Consider the following 17,345-nt stretch of genomic DNA (forward strand, 5'->3'; position numbering starts at 1 on the left):
TCTTCGAGTGTGCCCCGAAACCTCGAAGTAGCAGCGCAGTCCGGGCTGCTACTCGCCATCGATCTCAACTTACTCGCTGGCCGAGCAGCGGCGGAATTCGGACCTGCTCATAGCGCTCGCGCGGTATCGATCACAGGAGGATGTCATGACTACACTCGACGGAAAAGTCGCCCTGGTAACGGGGTCCGCCCGTGGTATCGGCAAGGCCATTAGCGAACGCCTCGGTTCGCTCGGGGCTAAAGTCGTTATCAACTATTCGGCTGATGAGGCCGGTGCGCAGGCCACCGTCGCCGCGATCAAGGCAGCCGGCAGCGAAGCAATCGGCATCAAGGGCGATATGACGCGCGTCGCCGACATCGATGCGCTCTTTACGAATGCGTTGCAGGCCTATGGCAAGCTCGACATCATTGTCGTCAATGCCGGTGTCGAACTGATCGATACGCCCGCGCTCGATTTTACCGAAGAACAGTTCGACCGGCTGTTTTCGATCAATGCCAAGGGCGCAATCTTCACCTTGCAGCGCGCTGGCCGTCACGTCGTCGACAACGGGCGCATTATCTACATCGGCTCCAGCTCGACCGAGCAGCCGGTCCCTGGAACGGCCATCTACTCCGCCAGCAAGATGGGCGCGCGGTTCATGGTCGAACACCTCGCTCAGGAGCTCGGCCATCGCGGCGTGGCTGTCAATTCGATCATTCCTACGACTGTCGATAACGCCGGCGTGTTTACCGGCGGTGCTGACAAACGGATCAAGGACTGGGTCGCCGGGTTCCGTCCGATGCCGCGCATGGCCACAGTCGAAGACGTCGCCAATGCGGCCGAATATCTTGCCGGAGACCTGTCAGCGTTTGTTAGCGGTCAACATCTGCTGCTCGCTGGCGGCGCCAAGACCTGATAGCCGCGCCGGCTTCACTCGGCCTTCACAAACCTAACTTGCCCGAAGAAAAATCAAGGAGATTCCAATGTTTGCAATTCTTGGAGCCACCGGCAATGTCGGCTCTGCCGCCGCAAAGGCACTCCGCGAAAAAGGCGCAGCCGTGCGGGCCATTGTGCACGATGAAAAGAAGGCGGGCGCACTCCGCGACGCCGGCTGCGAGGTCGTTATGGCTGACCTGCAGGATACCTCTTCGCTGACAGCGGCTATCGAAGGCGCCGACGCGGTGCAGGCGATCGTCCCGCTGCGGCCGTCACCGGAGCCGCGCGATGACATGCGCCGAACCATGCAAAGCTTAGTCAGCGCGTTTAACCTCGCAAAACCGAAGCGCCTTCTCGTGATCTCCGACTATGGCGCCCACGTGGAGCACGACATCGGTATGCCGAGCATGTTTCACGACTTCGAGGCAATGCTACAGCAGCTCGACGGTCACAAGATCATCCTTCGATCCGCCGAGTACATGCACAACTGGGGTCGCGGCATCCCAACCGCGATCACGTCTGGTGTTCTGCCGAGTTTCCAAATTCCGGTCACCATGCTGCAGCCGACAATCGCGGCTCAGGACACCGGTCGCATCGCGTCCGACTTGTTGATGCAGGCCGACAGGGGAGCGGACTTCGTGGTGGTTCATGCCGAAGGACCGCGTCGCTACAGCGCCGACGATGTTGCAGCGGCCGTTAGCCAACTCTCGGGCAAGAGCATAAAGGCGCAGGCCGTACCTCGCTCGGAATGGAATGGCGCGTTTGCAAACATGCCCCCGAGCCTCGCAGACCTATTGGTCAAGGCCAACGACGCAAAGAACGCGGGCGGTCTGGTTGACGCGGCGCCTGGCGGTGTCGTGCGTCTTGGGTTGACGGAACTTATCGACGGGCTTCGTCCATTTGTGCCGGCGCCGTGACACGGAACCGGAACATGGCCAGCTTTCCGCAGGCGATCGTATCGATGCGCGATGCGATTAACCGGGGTGACTGGGCAGGCTTTATTGCCTGCTTCGGTCCCGACCCTGTCATCACTGACAACGGTAGCCGCTATGCGGGTCTGGTCGCGATCAAACGCTGGAGCGATCGGGAACTGATCGGTGCGAAGGGCACCCTAATGCTCACGCAGCTGATCGAGGCAGACGAGCACAAGGTGGTCTTCGATACCGAGTGGAATAGTAGCTTCTAACATCCGGCGGCGCCGCAAGCGGCCAACGCATACTTGGGGTTGGGGTCCCGTACATGAAAGCGTCGGCCGCCAGTGTTGGGCGGGGGCGCGTCTCAATTGACGCAGGTCCAGATTAGGCGCGCTGTTTGCACCTTCAAATAGGATGTCCTGATATGGTGAACGAGACATTACTACCCACAGGGCTATTTGAAGGCGTACTTATACACTGTCCGGCTGCTCTCCTCCGTGACACGAACCCATAGCCGTTCATCGGTTCGGCCCTTGACCTCCTTCCTGGTTCCGATCGTCGCTGCTTCCCACGGCGTGTTGGCGATCACAGTGTGGTGGGAGACCGGCGTGTCGCCGGCCATCTCTTCAACCAGGTAGGTTTTCATGCTTGGCGCCCCGATACGGTCACCGATCCAACGATGAGCGCCAAGCCTTGTTCCGGCTCAGGGGCGCACAGCGGCCGTTTAACCGGTGATCCCGTCCTTTGGCGGCTACATCAAATGCAATAGACAGTCTGGGCGGGAACCGCCAAGGTGCGCTGGTCGGCGGCTATGTTATGGGCTCCGCTGCTTGAGAGCGACCAACGCACTCTCGCCCCAACGGGAACAGAGAGATGCAACGGTACCTGCTAACTAATGCCTTTTATCCAGAAGACCTCGACGTGCTGAAGCGCGTGTTTGACGTGGTGTGCCGCGTGCGAGGATGCCAACCAGGTTCGCCGGACGCCGAGGCAACCGCCTTGCTGCTGGTTAACATGTTCGAGAGCGGCCGGAGAACGGAAGAAGAGCTGCTTGAGGCGGTTCAGACCACGCAGGCCTACCGTCGGGCGAGCTAGGCGCACCCTGGTTGTTTACGGGCTTCCCCCCAGAGCAGCAGTCAGCCCCGGGGCCTTGATGAGGGGGGAACTTACGTCTTTATGCTCGGCGCTGGAGGGATATGTCGGGGCTCAAAACTCAGCCGCTCCACGGTGGCGACAATCGCCACGGACAGTGCCTCGGCTTCGTCGAGCAGCGTCGGCCCATAAAGGCCGTTCACCTGGTCCTCGCTCATCAGCACGCCTGGAGGGCGTGCTCTTCGATCGTCGCGCGGATCAGGCGTAGCGCTGCCCGGCACTCGGCGATGTCGATCGTCTCCATGACGAACAAACATTCGCTTTAGCTAAAATGTTCCGCAGAAGTTCTGGAACCGTTTTGAAGCCGGCGAGTTTCGACGATGAGCGGTTCATCTCCCCTCCGGACCGCTCACCTTGTAGTCCCCTAATTCAGCCCGTCGCTTGTGTGTCATTGGCGACGGGCTTTTTCTATGGATGTCTTCCGCTTCGGCGGCACATGGCTCGTGACGAGCCGCACGGCACTGCGCTTGACTGTTATTCCGAGATCCTTGCCGCCGACGGTCACCGTGTCGTCATCCACGCGAACCACTTCGCCGGTTAGCCCGATCTTCTGCCCGCTGCTGACGTGAGGTGTGGTGTCGACGATCGAACGAGGCTGGCTATAGGTTGGGATCAGCACGCTGACCCGATCCTCCGTGATGCGCTTGCGCACCGTCGCGGTAATGGCAACCTCATCGCCAACCTTGAATGAACCCTTCGCCATGCCAATGACTCCGGCGCTACAACTTGCCTCGTCAAGCGGTTGCCACTGACGTGCCTTTTTAGACGAGCTATCCTCGATCGGCGTCACTGGCTTTGATCTGCATTATCTGATGGCCGCCGGCATCGCGGACGGTACAGATAAGGTCCGTCGGCTTCACCTCGGCCATCAGCTTGCGTACTATATCGAATGCGCCTTCCATGGCCTCGCGCTGGCTCTTGAGAGAGGTGCCGTGCGCATCATGATAGACGTCCCCGCCGTAGGAGATGTCGAAGAAAAATCTGGCCATGCTTTGCCTAACACCCGGGGACCCACCACCGGTCACACTTACGCGTGAGCCCCAATCAGTACCATTCAAAAAGTGCACGATTGATGGCTGATACGTGAACGCTACTGCAACATATGTGATTGACCGGGACGGAGCACACGCCTGCCGGATTGTGGTCACATGCAGGCGGAAACTGAGCGGTGCGGGCCGCCAGAGCAGCTTAATGCGTGCCCCGAGCGAGCCGCCCATGCGCCGGGGTTATCAAGAGAGCGCTAATGGAACATTGCGTCAGCGACCTTGTTGGGTTTGGCTGCGCAGTTCGTGCCGAGGTCCAACGCAGCCGATGTGGCCGAACTGGTGCGCCGGCTCGGGCCGGACCACGGCTGCATGCATTGCGACTTGGGGAAGGTGCTGTACTGCCACGAATGCCGTGCCGCCGGCCTAGACGATCGGAGTTTGCAATTCAAGCGCCGAGGCGGCCCAATGCCTGAGGTAAAAAGTGGATCCAGCAATCGCCGAGATGGTTGTCAAATCCGGAGTTTTCTCGGTCTGTGCCATTGTCGTTGTCATTACCCTCAGCGCGTGGGTCAGCCGACCATCAGCCGCGAAGAAGGACTCGGTCCGGTTCTTGCCCCTCTTTATGATAGCCTATCTCTTCCTCGTATTGAGCTTAGGTGTCCCCATCGCGAACTTGGCCAGGAGCGTTGGAGGGCCGACGCTGGGAAGGATTTTCGGTCCATTGGGTTTTCTTAGCGGGATTTGGCTCGCTGCAATTATGATCCAGGTTGCGCAGAACGTTGGCTATCGATTGGTTGGCGCTCCCACCTACAAGCTTCGATGGTACAGAAGTTGGAAGAAAGCATCAAAGCGAAAGAAATCTAGCTAGTGTCTCAGTTGACCTCGGCGATAATGTTGCTAACTGCGGCCGCAATCTGGACGTTCGTCGCATGGTGGCGCGCAAGGCGGCAGATATCGTTCCACGAAGCATACAAGCGAGGGTTTTTCTTGTTTTTCACTCTGTTCCTCAAACTATTCGCCGCCTGTCTTGTCGGCATCATTCTTCTCGACGCGATCTTATTTATCGGGACTGCTTTGACACACAGGTGACTGTTGCCGAGGGCTGTCGCGATAGTTCAAACCCGGTCTTGGGTTAGAACGGCACCTCACGATCGCGATCCCACCCAAACAGTGGCCCTAAAACACCGCTTACGATTCGTATTGTCGGGCGGCGTATTGCGCGAACCCCAAATCCTAGTAGTACCACGGGGGGCGGGTGGGTTCAGGCGGAGTGCCTTTTCGACCTGTTCAATCGCGATGGCAGGCTTACCGCTCAACACCGAAAGTCTGACAAGTCCGCCCATGCACCGGCATAATTCGGGTCAATTTCAAGCGCCGCCGCGAACTCCGCATCCGACTCGGGTCAGCGCCGTTCATATGCCAGCAAGTGACCAAGCAAGAAGCGGCAGCGGCGTCGTTTGGACCGAGCTTCGGGATTGGTGATCTGGTCCTCGCGCGATTTCAGTCCAATTTCAGCTCCGCATCATGATAATCCGCCGGCCTCGGGCATCATGATCGAAAACGTGGAAAGGCATCATGACTGATATGCAAGGCGCACAGCAATGGACCGAGAGCAATTCTCGCAGCTTTCTCGACTACGGGCGCTATTTCGTTCCAGAACGCGAGCGCCAGATCGACATGATCGCCGACTTAATTCCGGCGGCGCCGCGTAGCTTGCTGGTCGAACTCTGCCCCGGCGAGGGGCTGCTTAGCCAAACCTTGCTGGGACGATTTCCCGACAGCCGGCTGCTAGCGCTCGACGGATCGGATCGGATGCTCGAACAGACGCGAGCGACCTGCCGCGATCATGCCGACCGATTGAACACAGCGACATTCGAGCTGGCCGATCGCGGCTGGCGAAGCTTTTCCGAGCCGCCGCATGCGTTTGTCTCATCCCTCGCCATCCACCACCTCGACGGCCGGCAGAAGCAGATCCTGTATGCCGACCTCGCGGCGGCGCTCCGCCCTGGCGGTGTCTTAGTGGTGGCCGACATCGTGCGGCCGCCTAGCGCCAGCGGCCTCGCCATCGCAGCACGGCAGTGGGACGAGGCGGTGCGTTCACGCTCGCTCGCAATTGACGGAGACCTGGCTGCCTTCGCCGAGTTCAACCGGCTGGGCTGGAACTACTTCCGCAATCCCGACGGCGAGCCGATCGACAAGCCTTCCTCGCTGGCTGAGCAGCTTGCCTGGTTAACCGAAGCCGGGTTCAGCGCGGTCGACTGCATATGGCTCTTCGCCGGCCATGCAATCTTCAGCGGACGCAAGTCTTGATGTCGAAGGACAGTCGTGATGTCTCCGAGGTTGCTAGGATTTTGGTCGACGACTGAAGCAATTTCAGAAAAGGTGTATAGCAATTTTCCGTGCGGAATTGCGTGAAGCCGTCTAACCGTCACGTGAAGGCCGAAACTGTTTGACGTCTCCTCGAGGGGCGACATGACGACGTTCGAATTCTCCGGGTACAAGCTCGATCTGCGCAAGGGAAGGCTGCAGAGGGGCGGACAAGATGTTGACCTCCGAGCCAAATCGCTTTCGCTGCTCACATATCTGCTGGAGAACGCCGGCCGCGTAATCGGCAAGGACGAGTTGGTCAATGCCGTTTGGCCCAACATCGCCGTCTCCGACGATTCCCTCACCCAATGCATCAAAGATATTCGCAAGGCCCTCGGCGCGGATGCGCAAGGCCTGATCCGCACCGTGCTGCGGCGCGGCTATGTGATCGACGAGGATCGTGTTCACCGCGTCGGAGGGCCCGCCGTGTCGGCCGCCGGGGCGGGCGAGGGCGTCAGCGACGCGCCGTCGATCGCCGTGCTGCCCTTCGAGAATCTCAGCGGCGACCCAGCGCAGGACTATTTCGCCGATGGCATGGTCGCCGAGATCATCACCGCGCTCTCGCGAATCCGATGGCTGTTCGTCATCGCCCGCAATTCGAGCTTCGCCTACAAGGGGCAGGCTGACGGGGTTAAACGGGCCGGTGCGGAACTCGGCGTGCGCTACGTGCTGACCGGCAGCGTTCGCAAGGCCGGCGACCATGTTCGCCTCACGGGGCAGCTCATCGATCAGTCGTCCGGCAAGACGGTCTGGGCCAACCGTTATGACGGCACCATGGCCGACGTGTTCGACCTGCAGGACCGCTTTGCCGAGAGTGTCGTCGGCGCCATCCAGCCTTCCATCCTGTCGGCCGAGATCGAGCGCTCGCGGCGCAAACGTCCGGAAAGTCTCGCCGCCTACGACTTCGTGCTGCGTGCCTTTCCGCTCACCTGGTCCCTAGAGCGGGCGCAGAACGAGGAGGCCGGGACGCTGCTTGATCGTGCGATCGCGATCGAGCCGGATTATCCGCTGGCGCTTTCGCTGCTTGCCTGGTGCCATCTGCAGCGCGCGGGCTATCGCTGGACCGAAAAGCCGGCAGCTTCCCGAGAGGAAGGCCTGCGCCTGGCGAAGAAGGGCGCGGCGCTCTCCGGCGACGACCCGATGGTGCTGGCCGTGCTCGGCGCCGCTCATTCCTTCGCCCGCGACTACGATGTCGCCGACATGCATCTCGCGCGGGCGCGCGCGCTCGATCCGAATTCCGCCTGGGCCTGGCTGCGCAGCGCCTGGCTTGACGTCTATCGCGAGCGGCCCGATGCGGCGATTGAGAAGTTCGAGCATTTCGAACGGCTGAGCCCGCGCGACCCGATGCGCTACATGGCCGAGATCGGCATCGGCGCGGCGCATTCGTCGCCGCGCGCTATGACGAGGCGGTGGCGCTGACGCAGCGCGGCCTTAGCCAGCAGCCTGGCGCCTGGTGGGGACTGCGCCTGCTGGTCACGGCGCTGGTTCATGCCGGTCGCAAAGACGAGGCACGGCTCGCTTGCCGCAGGCTCATGGAAACCTACCCGGGCCTCACCATTGCCAGGGTTGGCGACGCCTCGCCCTTCGACGTGGGCACGAGTGAACGGATCGCCTTTGGATTGCGCGAGGCCGGCCTGCCGGAGTGAATTGATAGCCTGCCGACCGACGCTTTCGGACGCCTCAGCATTCACCGTGATGGCGGCGGTCGTCGATGATTGGCCAATGTTGCGGTCGGGTCGCAGTCGACGGGCAGCGCGAGCGCGTTTTCAATATCCAAAGCGGTGAGGCCGATGTCGCGACGCCCGCACTCGCTCATTGAGCCAGGGCAGCGAGCTTGCTGCGCGCCCGCCAGAAGCGCGGCAGCCACAACAGCCCCGCCGTCGCGGCGGCCAGCAGCCGGAAAGGGCGGGAGGGGGAAGCAAGCGAGGCACGACCGGCTGCGACGCCGATGAAGGGAACCGTCGTGATCATGATCATGGTCTCCATCCTTGAGCCGTTCCTTAGCGACAGCAACGATGAGGGTAGTTGGTGCGAGGCGAAGATCGTGAGGCGGCGGCGAAGCTTCAGGGAAATTGCGCTGAAATTAACCGCCGGCAACGAGGCGCAGTTGTCCGGTGAGTTGCATTTGGATGAGTGCAGCATCGCATTGATCCGACCTATCGCCGCGCGCATGCGCTATAGCTCGGTGCCACGCTCGAATGCCGCGTATTTGTGGGCCGACCGAGCTAGAAAATGGCGCTGACGGCGGTTGAGGCCCCCCAGCTTTAGGCTGGAGACCGTGCATGCGTTCGTTTAAGAGGGCTGATAGAGGGACACAAACCCGAAACCAACCTTCTCCTCTGAACGGCGTTGCGAATTGAAGTCAGTCCACGTTTCCCAAGGCGAATAGCGGCTTTGCGCCCAATCGCGGCCGTAGCGACCAGGCCGCGGACGTCCTGAAACCTGACATCGTCGGTGAGCAGCGCGACGATTGCGGTCCCAAGGTCATTTCGCTTACCCCTTTCACGCACGCGTCGTCAGCGTCGACAGTTGGTCGGTGTCGTAGCGGTTTCGCAGATCGGCGAGCGCTTTTGGATCTGGCGCCCCACGCGCCGCGAGCGCGGCCAGCTCTTCAAAATAATGCTCGTGGCCAGGCGGAGAGACGGTCATCAGCACGCGCGCAGGCTTCTCTCTGACATTGGTGATGTTGTGCGACACTCCCGGCGGGATGAACAGAAAGGTTCCCGGCGTTGCACGGATCGTCCTGTCGCCGACATGCCATACACACTCGCCTTCGAGCAGATAGAAGGTCTCCTCCTGCACCCGGTGAACATGCCGCCCAGTGGCGAATTCCGGCGGGATCGTCCAGTCGAACATACTCGTATGCCTGGTATTTTCATCGGTGACGAGGAACGCCATCGGATAGCCCCGCAACATGACGCCCTTCTTCTCGTCAGGCATGCGGATGACGGCAGCAGCGCTCATATGATCCTCCTCTGACAGGGCGCTTGTTTCTCGCAAGCGTTCGCGCAACATCGGCCGATCGCGCCGGAAAGTCGTGAATCCGTTGCCAAAAATTTGCTAAAAGGCTCCAATGACAGTCAGGGGCGACGTCTACCGCTTTGGCCCTTTTCGCCTCGATCCGGAGGTGGGCATCCTCTTTTACGGAGATGAGCCGACTATGCTCGGGCAGCGCGCCGTCGCGCTGCTGCGCCTGCTGATCCAGAACGCCGGCCAACCTGTGTCCAAAGACGCGCTGATCGACGCCGGCTGGGGCGGATCGGCGGTTGCCGACAACAATCTGACGGTTCAGATCGCAGCCTTGCGCCGGACATTGGCCGATGCGGCTGATGTCGCGAAATGGATCGAAACATTGCCGCGCCGTGGCTACCGCTACGTCGGACCTGCCGTCGACACCAATGTTCCCGATACCTTGGCCGCCCGCGCCACGTCGGGACCGAGCTTGCCTGAGAAGCCGTCCGTCGCGGTCCTGCCATTCTCGAATTTGAGCGGCGATCCCCAGCAAGAATATTTTGCCGATGGGATGGTGGACGATATCATCACAGGCCTAGCACGCATCAAATGGCTGTTCGTCATCGCGCGAAACTCGACCTTCTCCTACAAGGATCGCGCCGTCGACGTGAAGCAGGTCGGCCGCGAGCTTGGCGTTCGCTATGTGCTCGAAGGCAGTGTGCGCAAGGCCGGCCGTAGCGTGCGGGTTACCGCGCAGATGATCGATGCTTCGACCGGCGCCCATGTCTGGGCCGAGCGCTATGACCGCAGCTCCGACGACATCTTCGCGCTTCAAGACGAGATCGCGCTGGCAGCAGTGGGCGCGATTGCGCCAAGCGTGCGGAAGGCCGAAATTGAACGTGTCAGGCGCAAACGCCCCGATAGCCTCGATGCCTACGATCTCGTGCTGCAGGCCCAGCCTGATGTCGATTCAGGCATGCCGGAGCAAGTGACCAGAGCGCTGGTCCTTCTCGAGCGTGCGATCGCGCTCGAACCTACCTATGCGCTGGCGCATGGCAACGCGGCGATGTGCCATCACTGCCTGTTCCTTCGCGCCGGCCTGCAGGAGATCAATCGTGCGTCTTCGATCCGGCACGCGCGGTCGGCCATCGTCCACGGACAGGATGATGCTCTCGCCCTGACATGGGCGGGCTTTTCCATCGCAATGGATGCACATGATCGTGCCGCTGCGTTCGCGGCATTGGAAGCCGCCCTCGCCATCAGCCCGTCATCGGCTCTGACCTACATACTTGGCAGCGTCATTCTCGGATGGAGCGGTGAAGCGGAGCGAGCGATAGAATGGAGCAAGCAGGGTTTGCGGCTGAGCCCCTTCGATTCCTGGGCCTGGGCCGCATTTGACGCGCAGGCGATGAGCCATTTGCTGCGCGGACGTTATGAAGAAGCTTGCCGTGCTGCCTACAAGTCCGTCCAAGCCAATCCGGCACACAGCATCACCTATATGCAATTGGCCGCCGCGCTGGCCAAGCTTGGCCGGTTGGACGAGGCGAGGGCGGCCGCGGCTCGCGTGCTCGAATTGCAGCCGGGCTTTCGCTACAGCCGCCAGTTTGCAGGGGTGAATTGCGCCCCCGCGCTTGCGAAGGCTCTTGGCAACGCGCTGCGGGAAGCCGGACTGCCGGGATAGCTGACAAACTGCACGAGCTCGCCGGGCGGTTCGAGGGAAGCTCGATATGCAATGGATCGGATGCGTCGTTGCGACGCCTACGCTGCGCATTGGTCGCGCGGAGCCAGCCTTGCGCGCGCCATTGCTATGGCCTTCCGCGCTCTGCTGGGCAGGCACTCGCCTAGGGCGACAAGCATTGACCGTGATGACCGCCGGCTGAACCTTTCCGCTGCTGGGCAGTTATAACCCGCCATGCCCAGATTCTTTTTCGAACTCTCCCGTAATGGGAGGTCTATCAAGACGCACGTGGGACCAGCTTAAAAAGCCCACTTGAGGCTCAGGACCGCGCCTTCGAAATCGTGCGCAGGTTCGTGGCCGTACCGACCGCCCACGGTGAGAGCCGCGATATAGTCTGCACAGTTCGCGATATCGGCGGACACGAGGTCATGAAGGTCACAGTTGTATCTGGCACTCCGGTTATCATTGACCCTCGACTTTCAAACCGACCCGCTACCATCTCGACACGCTGACGCGAACTTTGTCTGCGCCGTGCTATACTGACCGAGCCAACCTGCACTGCGGCGCAGTGAGCGAAATGCCTCACCGCTGCGGACAGACAAAACGTTGACCTGGAGAGTCGCCAGTCTGGCTCAGAAATAAAACGACGGGAGGATGATGTGTCACTCGACGCCAATGACTTCGATCAAGCGGTTGAAAAATACCACCTGGCTCTGCGTGAGTTCATGAGAGGAGACCACACGTCCGCGAAGAAGCTCTACTCCGAACGAGACGATGTAACGCTGGGCAATCCCTTTGGCCCTTTCGCGCATGGATGGAAGCAGGTCGTTGAGACGATGGAGAAAGCGGCATCGCATTACAGGGACGGCGACGCTGCCGGCTTCGATTGCATAGTGAAGTGTGTGACGCCTGAGCTGGCATACCTCGTCGAAGTAGAACGGCTCAGGTCCAAGGTCGGCGGCCGGAGCGATGTCGCGCCTCTGGCGTTGCGCGTGACGACCGTCTTTCGCCCAGAAGATGGTGTCTGGAAGATTGTGCATCGGCATGCCGATCCGATAACGACGGCTCAGCCGGCAGATTCGGTACTCCGCCAATAAACGCGGTTGTGATTTGGGGAAGCGATTCGATCTCGCAAGCGCTTGCTGCAGCAGGGTTGCCAGTCAAGCAGGATCGTACCGAAGGTACTGTTTGCGGTCCGATGGTCTCGCTGCCAGATCCGACAAAATCTCCAAGCACAGCAGGGCATCGCCCATCCCGACATCATCACGTCCTATCGATACCTCGCCGCCTGGTCGGCGATAAACGGCGATCTGGAGACGGCACGCTGGGCCGCACAAAAGCTCACGGCCGCCCAGCCGAGTTTCACGATCGAGCGATTCCGGTCGTTGCCTGTCTTTCACAACACCCCGGAATGGGCAAACCAGGTGGCCGAAGGCTTGAAGTTGGCGGGACTGCCCGAGCGCTGATCGCAAGGAGCGATCGCGGGCGCGGCCACGTTCCGTGGCTGAAGGACGCTACCTCGACCACAGCAGGAACCCGCTGAGCAGGCACCTGAGCCGCCGACAACGCCGGATATTTCGGCCTCGCCGACGTCGGTCCTCCGTTCGGAGAAGCCTCAAACATTGCAGTTTCTTTTCTTTTCCATCACGCGCTTCCAGAATGTATCGAAATCAACGATTGATCTTTCGTGCGTCCCTTCGCTGATAAGACCGGCCTCATCCGAGCATCGGACCAGGAAGCGAAGTTTTGTTCCTTCGACCGAACTCAACTCGACGTCGGCCGTGACGGTCATGCCGACGGCGGTGGCCGCCACGTGGCTGACATCGACATGGGTGCCTACAGTGCGTTCTTCGGCCGCGAGGCATGGACGCAACGCTTCGATGCAGGTCTGCTCGATAAAGCCGATCATTATGGCCGTGGCGAGCACCTCCGGCATGTCACGGAAGCCGGGCCATCCTCCATCGATTTCCGGAACGGTGTGTTGGGGCGCCACGACAAGCTGTTCACTGTGGCGTAGTCCAGGTCGCAGGGGAGAGCGGATAGCGCTGTGGCTCACAGGCGGCCTAGCCTCATGTTGACGGGCCAGATTACGGGCTGCTCGCCTTCTCCCCAGTGTCGGGACAGATCGGTGACGAAGCTTTCGAGGATATCTTCCCGGCCGGCTTCGATGACGCGCCGCGTCGCTGACCACGTGGATATGTAGCCGAGGAAATCGCGCAGTTCCCAACTGCGGTCGATGAACAATTGCGGAGGCGGAAGCTCGGAGAACGGGAACGGAATTGTCGCATAGCCCGTGTCCACGAGCTTGCGCTCCGGCGGCCAATAAGGCCCTATCTCCCGCCTGTAGAATTGGTTGAACCGCTCGTTGAGCTCAGGGGAGCCGAGTTGCAGAACGCCGTAGCTGATCAATGCAATCAACGCATTGTCGCAACTGATCCGACGCACCTCTTCATAGAAGTGCGGCAGGTCGAACCAGTGAGCCGCCTGCGCGGCAGTTATGACGTCGGCGCTGCGATCGGGCAGGGGGATGTTCTCAGCTGGTGCGCAGATATAGCGGACGCGCTGATGGATCGTGACGTTTGCAATCTGGTCGGCGCTGGGATCGAGCCCAATTACCTCATCGAAATGGTCAGCCAGTTGGGTCGTAAGCTGTCCATTGCCGCAGCCTGCATCCACCGCTCGGCGGCGAGTGGGCGCTGCCTCGGCAAGAAACCGCGCAATTGCCGAGGGATATTCCGGCCTGAAGCGCGCATAATCGCGACCGCCCTGATCGAACCAGTTCCTTGATACTTTCGTTTCAGTCGCCATCGACAGGCTCCTCTGTGTGGCGTTTAACACCGGCGGCCCTCAGGCGAGCGGCGAAGTCCTGTCGCTCGAGTGCGAGCGCGGCGTCCTCCAGAACGCGAAGCAGTGGATGGCCGATTTCCTTTTCTAATTGGTCGATGGCCTTGAAGGTGCAAAGCCATAGCGGTTCGAGTGTCTCCAACAATTCCTCCCCGCGGCCAGTGAGGTGAACGCCGCTTTTCCGGCCATCTTCGAGGCTATGCCTGGCAACGATCCCGTCGGCCACCATCAGACCTATGGTCTGGCTGATTGCGCCTTGGGTTAGACGGGTTCGGGCCGTGATGTCGGTGACGCTTTCCGCGCCAGCCCTGACTGCGCGTAGCACCGGCGTATACCTTGCGCGATAGTTGAGATTGAGGGCGCGGTATTGCGCCTCGGCGCCCTGATCGACCAGTTCGCCGACAAAGCGGAGCAATTCTCCCAAACCTGGCTTAATGCGTAGGGTCATGATCGCAAATTACATTAGCGCTAATGTAATTTCAAGTGGGCTGCGAGCGCCAAACGGAGACGCCATGGCACAACATGCCCGAAACAAATGCCTGGCGCGAAGGAAACCGACATTCACGTGATCACCGGGCTTGAGATCCTCGGCCGACTTGATTTCACCGGGCAGCAAGTAACCGGCAAGGTTCTTTACCGTCACGCGCCATCTCTCCTCGCACCCTTGCCCGTTCCTGACGTTCGAGCCACAGTCGTACTCAAACTCAACGACCGTGGTCCGCGCTTGCCCATTGTTCCCGCCAAGGTGGGCACTGCAATTCTGCAGGTTTGATCAAGCTTCGCTTTAACTTGAATCTGACCATCAAAGCGACGTTCTCGTTGAAATATCGCGCAGCCGCGGCGGGACGCGCGGCAGGTGGTCTGGCATTCCTTTTTGGAGCATGAGCGGCTGACAATCGATGCTGGGGCGCCTCGCTTGCCTCAAGTCGGCGCATCGTCGCCACTCGGCCGAAGGATGCAGAGCCCCAAAAGAACTGGCAACCGACGGCCGGGCTGGGGGGCGGGTGCGAGCTGTCGGTTACCGAGTGTGGGAGGCCTTCGAATCAGAAAAAAGCATTGGCCCTGCCACGGATTGTGCCAGCACGCGCCGCTGGTGGGAACTCATTCCGCCTCGTTTCGAACCGAAAAAGCTGGCATTAACCCCACTGAAGGGCTCGGAACCTCACTTTGGAGCCGTCGATGAAAACCGACCTAAATCCGCTTAGCCAAAAGCACTCGCAATTCCGGCCGAGGCGCACCGAGTCGAAAGCTTGCAAGAACCCAGGCCGGGGCGTTGCAGTTTGCGAGTGTGGGCATCAAGGACACGTTCGTAGTCATCGAACGTGCGCGATGGATCACCATCTTGTCACCCGGCGGGCTCGAAGGCTTTTTCCGGCGGTCGCCGCGGAGGGACTGAAGATTCCGCGCGATCTCGCCGAAATAAAAGCGATCGCGGCCCAGTTCGACATGGAGATTACCGGGCCACCCGTGGTCATCGCTGGACCTCAGGCGTCGCGTCGATATTATACGATTAAGGAAATATCGAGCTTCCCCTCGAATCGCTTTGCGGGCGGGTTGGGGACCAAAGCAGTCGGTGGCCTGAGACCGAGGGGTCATATCTCTTGGGGGCCTCGGCCCTTCCATGAGAACCAGGATCCCAACTTCACGTTCCCCATCTCGCGGAGAAAACGCCGGCCACATTAGGAGCCCGGACCGACAAACGTCGCGTAACCGGTCAGCTATTCAGAAGCCGGATAAAACGAACCACGGGCTGGAACTGTAGCCCAATCGCGGCCCCAGCGCATTTTGGGACCCATCCGATCCTTGCACAACCGTCCCTGTCGACTTGCAATCAAGTTTCGGGGTGACCGAACCGTTTGCGCTTGTGGAACACAGGCTCGCACCCTGCTTTAGGGCCACCTTCTTTTCTTTCGCAACGGAAGCACCAGTCATTGTCAGTACGATAGCTGCGCCAATAGAAATAACGAACCTCATGAACATGCCCCTTCACCCTGCACACCCGAAATGGATGCGCAGTGTTGACGTTACGGTAACCATAAATTTCCAGCAAACTACCTTGGACCTATGCGCGGCATTTTGGGACCTCAGTCGCTCAACGGGTCGGTCAGGCGAAGCAACCCGGCCAAATAGCAGCCGGGCCAAATTCAATACGCCATTGGGTTTCAGAGCCCTTGCCCGCCCTTGCCGGTCGCGACCGGATCAATCCCGCATCCCCAACTGGCGCATGCCGCCGGCGACGCGCTCGCATGGCGTCGTCGAAAGGCTTTTGGTCCCTTGTGGTGGCGACGGTCCGCCCGGATGATTTTCCAGCAGTCGGAAGCAAACGCGAATGGGAGGGCAGGTCATGTGGCCTCGCGGGGATGAAGGCAGGCTGGGCGGCTGGACAGTGTCGAGCCTCCGTGAGTCTGGCGATTTCTGCTTCGCTTCTGCAGCGACGGCCCGCACAAACTCTTAAGCATCGTGCGACAGGTCTCGAACTGAGGCAGGGCCGCGTTTCCGTGGCCCTGGCGGCGTAGACCCGCGTCAGCACCCGATGCGCCGCCTCTACGACCGGCTTTAGTAGTGATAGCTAAAATTGTTAATGTCGAGAGATCAACGCTGGCGCATAATGCGGGTCTGCCCCGCACTTCAACCGGGGTAAGGGCCCGGCCTGTCCGCCCGAAGTCCCCCCGACTCCCCCGCAGGCCGGGCATCGTTTGTCCGCGGGACCGGCTAGTTCAGCCTCGGTGCCTTGTCGGCAATAAACGGCGCCAGTGCCTCGGCAACGCGCTGTAAAAACGGGACCAGATCGAGCACTACGCCGTTCGGCTCAACAAAGATGTGTTCGTCTTCCTGCCGCCGGGGATGGTCAAGCGTCACGATAAACGTATAATCCGGCATGGCAGCCGATAGAGCGGCCTCCATCTGCGCCCGATATGATGCGCTTTCGTATCGGGATTCCTTGGGCGGCACTACCAGAAATTCTTTGGCGGACATGCCCGTATTCATGCGCTCAAGCCATTGCATGATCTTCGCCCCGCGAAATCCCCGCCTTGAAAATTCCAGCAACCTACGCATCTGGATTATTGAAGCGACGGTTGCCAATATTGGGCGCGGGGCGCGTCTCAAAGGACGCAGGTCCAAATTAGGCGCACTGTATTTGTCTTCAATCAGAATGCCGCCACATCGTGAACGCGGGCTTACCGTCCACAGGCACCTGGGATTGAACCAGGACGCAACTGCAGGCGATGCAATTGAGAGGACCGCGGAACCTTCACATCGGGTCAGGTCGATGCAGCGGACCATGAGATGCGCTATGGTTCTTCCCTGCCCAGCAAGCAGACGTTCCGCCTCCGCTCCTGAAGCGGGTGCTGGTCAGAGTCGGCAGCGTAGAGACTGCGGCTCGATTGCCGCGATCACACTGAGAGTGAACTCGTCCTGCACCACAAAAATTATCGGAGGCGGGGGGCGGTCGTAGCGCTCCGCCCAAATGTGGTTGCCGCTAGCCGCGTCGACAAGCTGCCCGGTTACCCGTAACCGCTCGCCTGATTTCCGGAC

General features: G+C 60.4%; 22 protein-coding genes and 1 pseudogene. 12 read left to right on the plus strand and 11 right to left on the minus strand.

What is annotated here, in order from left to right; genetic code table 11:
* Positions 1 to 145 precede the first annotated feature (145 nt).
* The 3 genes from EN862_RS03090 (at position 146) to EN862_RS03100 (ending at position 2,101) form a co-directional block, all read left to right on the plus strand.
* Positions 146 to 895 carry an SDR family oxidoreductase gene (locus tag EN862_RS03090; protein ID WP_127864391.1) on the plus strand — a complete coding sequence of 250 codons (750 nt, stop codon included), beginning with the start codon at positions 146 to 148 and terminating at the stop codon, positions 893 to 895.
* A gap of 67 nt (positions 896 to 962) precedes the next feature.
* Positions 963 to 1,832, plus strand: coding sequence for an NAD(P)H-binding protein (locus EN862_RS03095; protein ID WP_127864392.1), 870 nt, complete (start codon positions 963 to 965; stop codon positions 1,830 to 1,832).
* 14 nt (positions 1,833 to 1,846) lie between these two features.
* The gene (locus EN862_RS03100; protein WP_127864393.1) at positions 1,847 to 2,101 is read left to right on the plus strand and encodes a nuclear transport factor 2 family protein; all 255 of its coding nucleotides are present in this window, start codon (positions 1,847 to 1,849) and stop codon (positions 2,099 to 2,101) included.
* A 182-nt stretch (positions 2,102 to 2,283) separates the two neighbouring features.
* Here EN862_RS03100 and EN862_RS03105 read toward each other — a convergent pair whose 3' ends face one another.
* Positions 2,284 to 2,475 carry a hypothetical protein gene (locus tag EN862_RS03105; protein ID WP_126082897.1) on the minus strand — a complete coding sequence of 64 codons (192 nt, stop codon included), beginning with the start codon at positions 2,473 to 2,475 and terminating at the stop codon, positions 2,284 to 2,286.
* A gap of 227 nt (positions 2,476 to 2,702) precedes the next feature.
* On the opposite strand from EN862_RS03105, the gene EN862_RS03110 reads away from it, so the two are divergent.
* Positions 2,703 to 2,924 (plus strand): hypothetical protein, encoded by a 222-nt coding sequence (locus EN862_RS03110; protein ID WP_127864394.1) that lies wholly within the window; start codon positions 2,703 to 2,705, stop codon positions 2,922 to 2,924.
* Between the two features lie 71 nt (positions 2,925 to 2,995).
* Here the strand turns inward: EN862_RS03110 and EN862_RS36745 are convergent, their stop codons facing one another.
* The 3 genes from EN862_RS36745 to EN862_RS03125 all read right to left on the minus strand — a co-directional run bounded on the left by EN862_RS36745 (position 2,996) and on the right by EN862_RS03125 (position 3,970).
* Complete coding sequence (locus EN862_RS36745) at positions 2,996 to 3,139, minus strand: hypothetical protein (RefSeq protein WP_245519487.1); 144 nt, start codon at positions 3,137 to 3,139, stop codon at positions 2,996 to 2,998.
* 230 nt (positions 3,140 to 3,369) lie between these two features.
* Positions 3,370 to 3,684, minus strand: a complete 315-nt coding sequence (locus tag EN862_RS03120) for a hypothetical protein (protein WP_127864395.1) — start codon at positions 3,682 to 3,684, stop codon at positions 3,370 to 3,372.
* 67 nt (positions 3,685 to 3,751) lie between these two features.
* Positions 3,752 to 3,970: a hypothetical protein gene (locus tag EN862_RS03125; protein ID WP_127864396.1), complete on the minus strand. Its 219-nt coding sequence runs from the start codon at positions 3,968 to 3,970 to the stop codon at positions 3,752 to 3,754.
* 1,581 nt (positions 3,971 to 5,551) lie between these two features.
* On the opposite strand from EN862_RS03125, the gene EN862_RS03130 reads away from it, so the two are divergent.
* The 3 genes from EN862_RS03130 to EN862_RS03140 all read left to right on the plus strand — a co-directional run bounded on the left by EN862_RS03130 (position 5,552) and on the right by EN862_RS03140 (position 7,980).
* Positions 5,552 to 6,277, plus strand: coding sequence for a class I SAM-dependent methyltransferase (locus EN862_RS03130; RefSeq protein WP_193771559.1), 726 nt, complete (start codon positions 5,552 to 5,554; stop codon positions 6,275 to 6,277).
* Positions 6,278 to 6,439: 162 nt separating this feature from the next.
* Positions 6,440 to 7,753, plus strand: coding sequence for a winged helix-turn-helix domain-containing protein (locus tag EN862_RS03135; protein WP_127864398.1), 1,314 nt, complete (start codon positions 6,440 to 6,442; stop codon positions 7,751 to 7,753).
* On the plus strand, positions 7,744 to 7,980 hold the full coding sequence (locus EN862_RS03140; protein ID WP_127864399.1) for a hypothetical protein: 237 nt from the start codon (positions 7,744 to 7,746) through the stop codon (positions 7,978 to 7,980). Before EN862_RS03135 ends, EN862_RS03140 begins: the two co-directional genes overlap by 10 nt.
* A gap of 166 nt (positions 7,981 to 8,146) precedes the next feature.
* Here the strand turns inward: EN862_RS03140 and EN862_RS36020 are convergent, their stop codons facing one another.
* Positions 8,147 to 8,311 carry a hypothetical protein gene (locus tag EN862_RS36020; RefSeq protein WP_189400968.1) on the minus strand — a complete coding sequence of 55 codons (165 nt, stop codon included), beginning with the start codon at positions 8,309 to 8,311 and terminating at the stop codon, positions 8,147 to 8,149.
* On the opposite strand from EN862_RS36020, the gene EN862_RS03145 reads away from it, so the two are divergent.
* A complete protein-coding gene (locus EN862_RS03145; RefSeq protein ID WP_127864400.1) occupies positions 8,298 to 8,576 on the plus strand; it encodes a hypothetical protein in 279 nt (92 codons plus the stop codon). The two genes, EN862_RS36020 and EN862_RS03145, sit on opposite strands and share 14 nt — an antisense overlap.
* 260 nt (positions 8,577 to 8,836) lie before the next feature.
* On the opposite strand, the gene EN862_RS03150 is transcribed toward EN862_RS03145, so the two are convergent.
* Complete coding sequence (locus EN862_RS03150; RefSeq protein WP_127864401.1) at positions 8,837 to 9,298, minus strand: cupin domain-containing protein; 462 nt, start codon at positions 9,296 to 9,298, stop codon at positions 8,837 to 8,839.
* Positions 9,299 to 9,407: 109 nt separating this feature from the next.
* On the opposite strand from EN862_RS03150, the gene EN862_RS03155 reads away from it, so the two are divergent.
* The 3 genes from EN862_RS03155 to EN862_RS03165 all read left to right on the plus strand — a co-directional run bounded on the left by EN862_RS03155 (position 9,408) and on the right by EN862_RS03165 (position 12,430).
* Positions 9,408 to 10,967: a winged helix-turn-helix domain-containing tetratricopeptide repeat protein gene (locus EN862_RS03155; protein ID WP_127864402.1), complete on the plus strand. Its 1,560-nt coding sequence runs from the start codon at positions 9,408 to 9,410 to the stop codon at positions 10,965 to 10,967.
* A 656-nt stretch (positions 10,968 to 11,623) separates the two neighbouring features.
* Positions 11,624 to 12,061 carry a nuclear transport factor 2 family protein gene (locus tag EN862_RS03160; RefSeq protein ID WP_245519488.1) on the plus strand — a complete coding sequence of 146 codons (438 nt, stop codon included), beginning with the start codon at positions 11,624 to 11,626 and terminating at the stop codon, positions 12,059 to 12,061.
* A gap of 42 nt (positions 12,062 to 12,103) precedes the next feature.
* Entirely contained in the window at positions 12,104 to 12,430 is a 327-nt protein-coding gene (locus EN862_RS03165; RefSeq protein ID WP_127864403.1) for a hypothetical protein, read from the plus strand.
* A gap of 149 nt (positions 12,431 to 12,579) precedes the next feature.
* Here EN862_RS03165 and EN862_RS03170 read toward each other — a convergent pair whose 3' ends face one another.
* From EN862_RS03170 to EN862_RS03180, 3 genes are all read right to left on the minus strand, one after another.
* Positions 12,580 to 12,900 carry a thioesterase family protein gene (locus EN862_RS03170; RefSeq protein ID WP_245519489.1) on the minus strand — a complete coding sequence of 107 codons (321 nt, stop codon included), beginning with the start codon at positions 12,898 to 12,900 and terminating at the stop codon, positions 12,580 to 12,582.
* Positions 12,901 to 13,016: 116 nt separating this feature from the next.
* A complete protein-coding gene (locus EN862_RS03175) occupies positions 13,017 to 13,772 on the minus strand; it encodes a class I SAM-dependent methyltransferase (RefSeq protein ID WP_127864404.1) in 756 nt (251 codons plus the stop codon).
* Entirely contained in the window at positions 13,762 to 14,223 is a 462-nt protein-coding gene (locus EN862_RS03180) for a helix-turn-helix domain-containing protein (RefSeq protein WP_245519490.1), read from the minus strand. The genes EN862_RS03175 and EN862_RS03180 overlap by 11 nt, the downstream gene beginning before the upstream one ends.
* Before the next feature lie 120 nt (positions 14,224 to 14,343).
* Here EN862_RS03180 and EN862_RS03185 point away from each other — a divergent pair, with 120 nt between their 5' ends.
* On the plus strand, positions 14,344 to 14,580 hold the full coding sequence (locus tag EN862_RS03185; protein ID WP_127864406.1) for a hypothetical protein: 237 nt from the start codon (positions 14,344 to 14,346) through the stop codon (positions 14,578 to 14,580).
* A gap of 1,940 nt (positions 14,581 to 16,520) precedes the next feature.
* Here the strand turns inward: EN862_RS03185 and EN862_RS03190 are convergent.
* Both EN862_RS03190 and EN862_RS36750 read right to left on the minus strand, forming a co-directional pair.
* Complete coding sequence (locus EN862_RS03190) at positions 16,521 to 16,814, minus strand: hypothetical protein (protein WP_127864407.1); 294 nt, start codon at positions 16,812 to 16,814, stop codon at positions 16,521 to 16,523.
* A gap of 369 nt (positions 16,815 to 17,183) precedes the next feature.
* Positions 17,184 to 17,345, minus strand: a pseudogene (locus tag EN862_RS36750) (transcriptional regulator); the annotation flags it as partial.

Source organism: Mesorhizobium sp. M2E.F.Ca.ET.219.01.1.1, assembly GCF_004016445.2.
Classification (GTDB): domain Bacteria; phylum Pseudomonadota; class Alphaproteobacteria; order Rhizobiales; family Rhizobiaceae; genus Mesorhizobium.

Excerpts from the sequence above, each read along its gene's own strand:
- EN862_RS03090 (WP_127864391.1), top strand. The coding sequence starts at position 146 with ATGACTACACTCGACGGAAAAGTCGCCCTGGTAACGGGGTCCGCCCGT.
- EN862_RS03095 (WP_127864392.1), top strand. The coding sequence starts at position 963 with ATGTTTGCAATTCTTGGAGCCACCGGCAATGTCGGCTCTGCCGCCGCA.
- EN862_RS03100 (WP_127864393.1), top strand. The coding sequence starts at position 1,847 with ATGGCCAGCTTTCCGCAGGCGATCGTATCGATGCGCGATGCGATTAAC.
- EN862_RS03105 (WP_126082897.1), bottom strand. The coding sequence starts at position 2,475 with ATGAAAACCTACCTGGTTGAAGAGATGGCCGGCGACACGCCGGTCTCC.
- EN862_RS03110 (WP_127864394.1), top strand. The coding sequence starts at position 2,703 with ATGCAACGGTACCTGCTAACTAATGCCTTTTATCCAGAAGACCTCGAC.
- EN862_RS36745 (WP_245519487.1), bottom strand. The coding sequence starts at position 3,139 with ATGAGCGAGGACCAGGTGAACGGCCTTTATGGGCCGACGCTGCTCGAC.
- EN862_RS03120 (WP_127864395.1), bottom strand. The coding sequence starts at position 3,684 with ATGGCGAAGGGTTCATTCAAGGTTGGCGATGAGGTTGCCATTACCGCG.
- EN862_RS03125 (WP_127864396.1), bottom strand. The coding sequence starts at position 3,970 with ATGGCCAGATTTTTCTTCGACATCTCCTACGGCGGGGACGTCTATCAT.
- EN862_RS03130 (WP_193771559.1), top strand. The coding sequence starts at position 5,552 with ATGCAAGGCGCACAGCAATGGACCGAGAGCAATTCTCGCAGCTTTCTC.
- EN862_RS03135 (WP_127864398.1), top strand. The coding sequence starts at position 6,440 with ATGACGACGTTCGAATTCTCCGGGTACAAGCTCGATCTGCGCAAGGGA.
- EN862_RS36020 (WP_189400968.1), bottom strand. The coding sequence starts at position 8,311 with ATGATCATGATCACGACGGTTCCCTTCATCGGCGTCGCAGCCGGTCGT.
- EN862_RS03150 (WP_127864401.1), bottom strand. The coding sequence starts at position 9,298 with ATGAGCGCTGCTGCCGTCATCCGCATGCCTGACGAGAAGAAGGGCGTC.
- EN862_RS03155 (WP_127864402.1), top strand. The coding sequence starts at position 9,408 with ATGACAGTCAGGGGCGACGTCTACCGCTTTGGCCCTTTTCGCCTCGAT.
- EN862_RS03170 (WP_245519489.1), bottom strand. The coding sequence starts at position 12,900 with ATGCCGGAGGTGCTCGCCACGGCCATAATGATCGGCTTTATCGAGCAG.
- EN862_RS03175 (WP_127864404.1), bottom strand. The coding sequence starts at position 13,772 with ATGGCGACTGAAACGAAAGTATCAAGGAACTGGTTCGATCAGGGCGGT.
- EN862_RS03185 (WP_127864406.1), top strand. The coding sequence starts at position 14,344 with ATGCCTGGCGCGAAGGAAACCGACATTCACGTGATCACCGGGCTTGAG.
- EN862_RS03190 (WP_127864407.1), bottom strand. The coding sequence starts at position 16,814 with ATGCAATGGCTTGAGCGCATGAATACGGGCATGTCCGCCAAAGAATTT.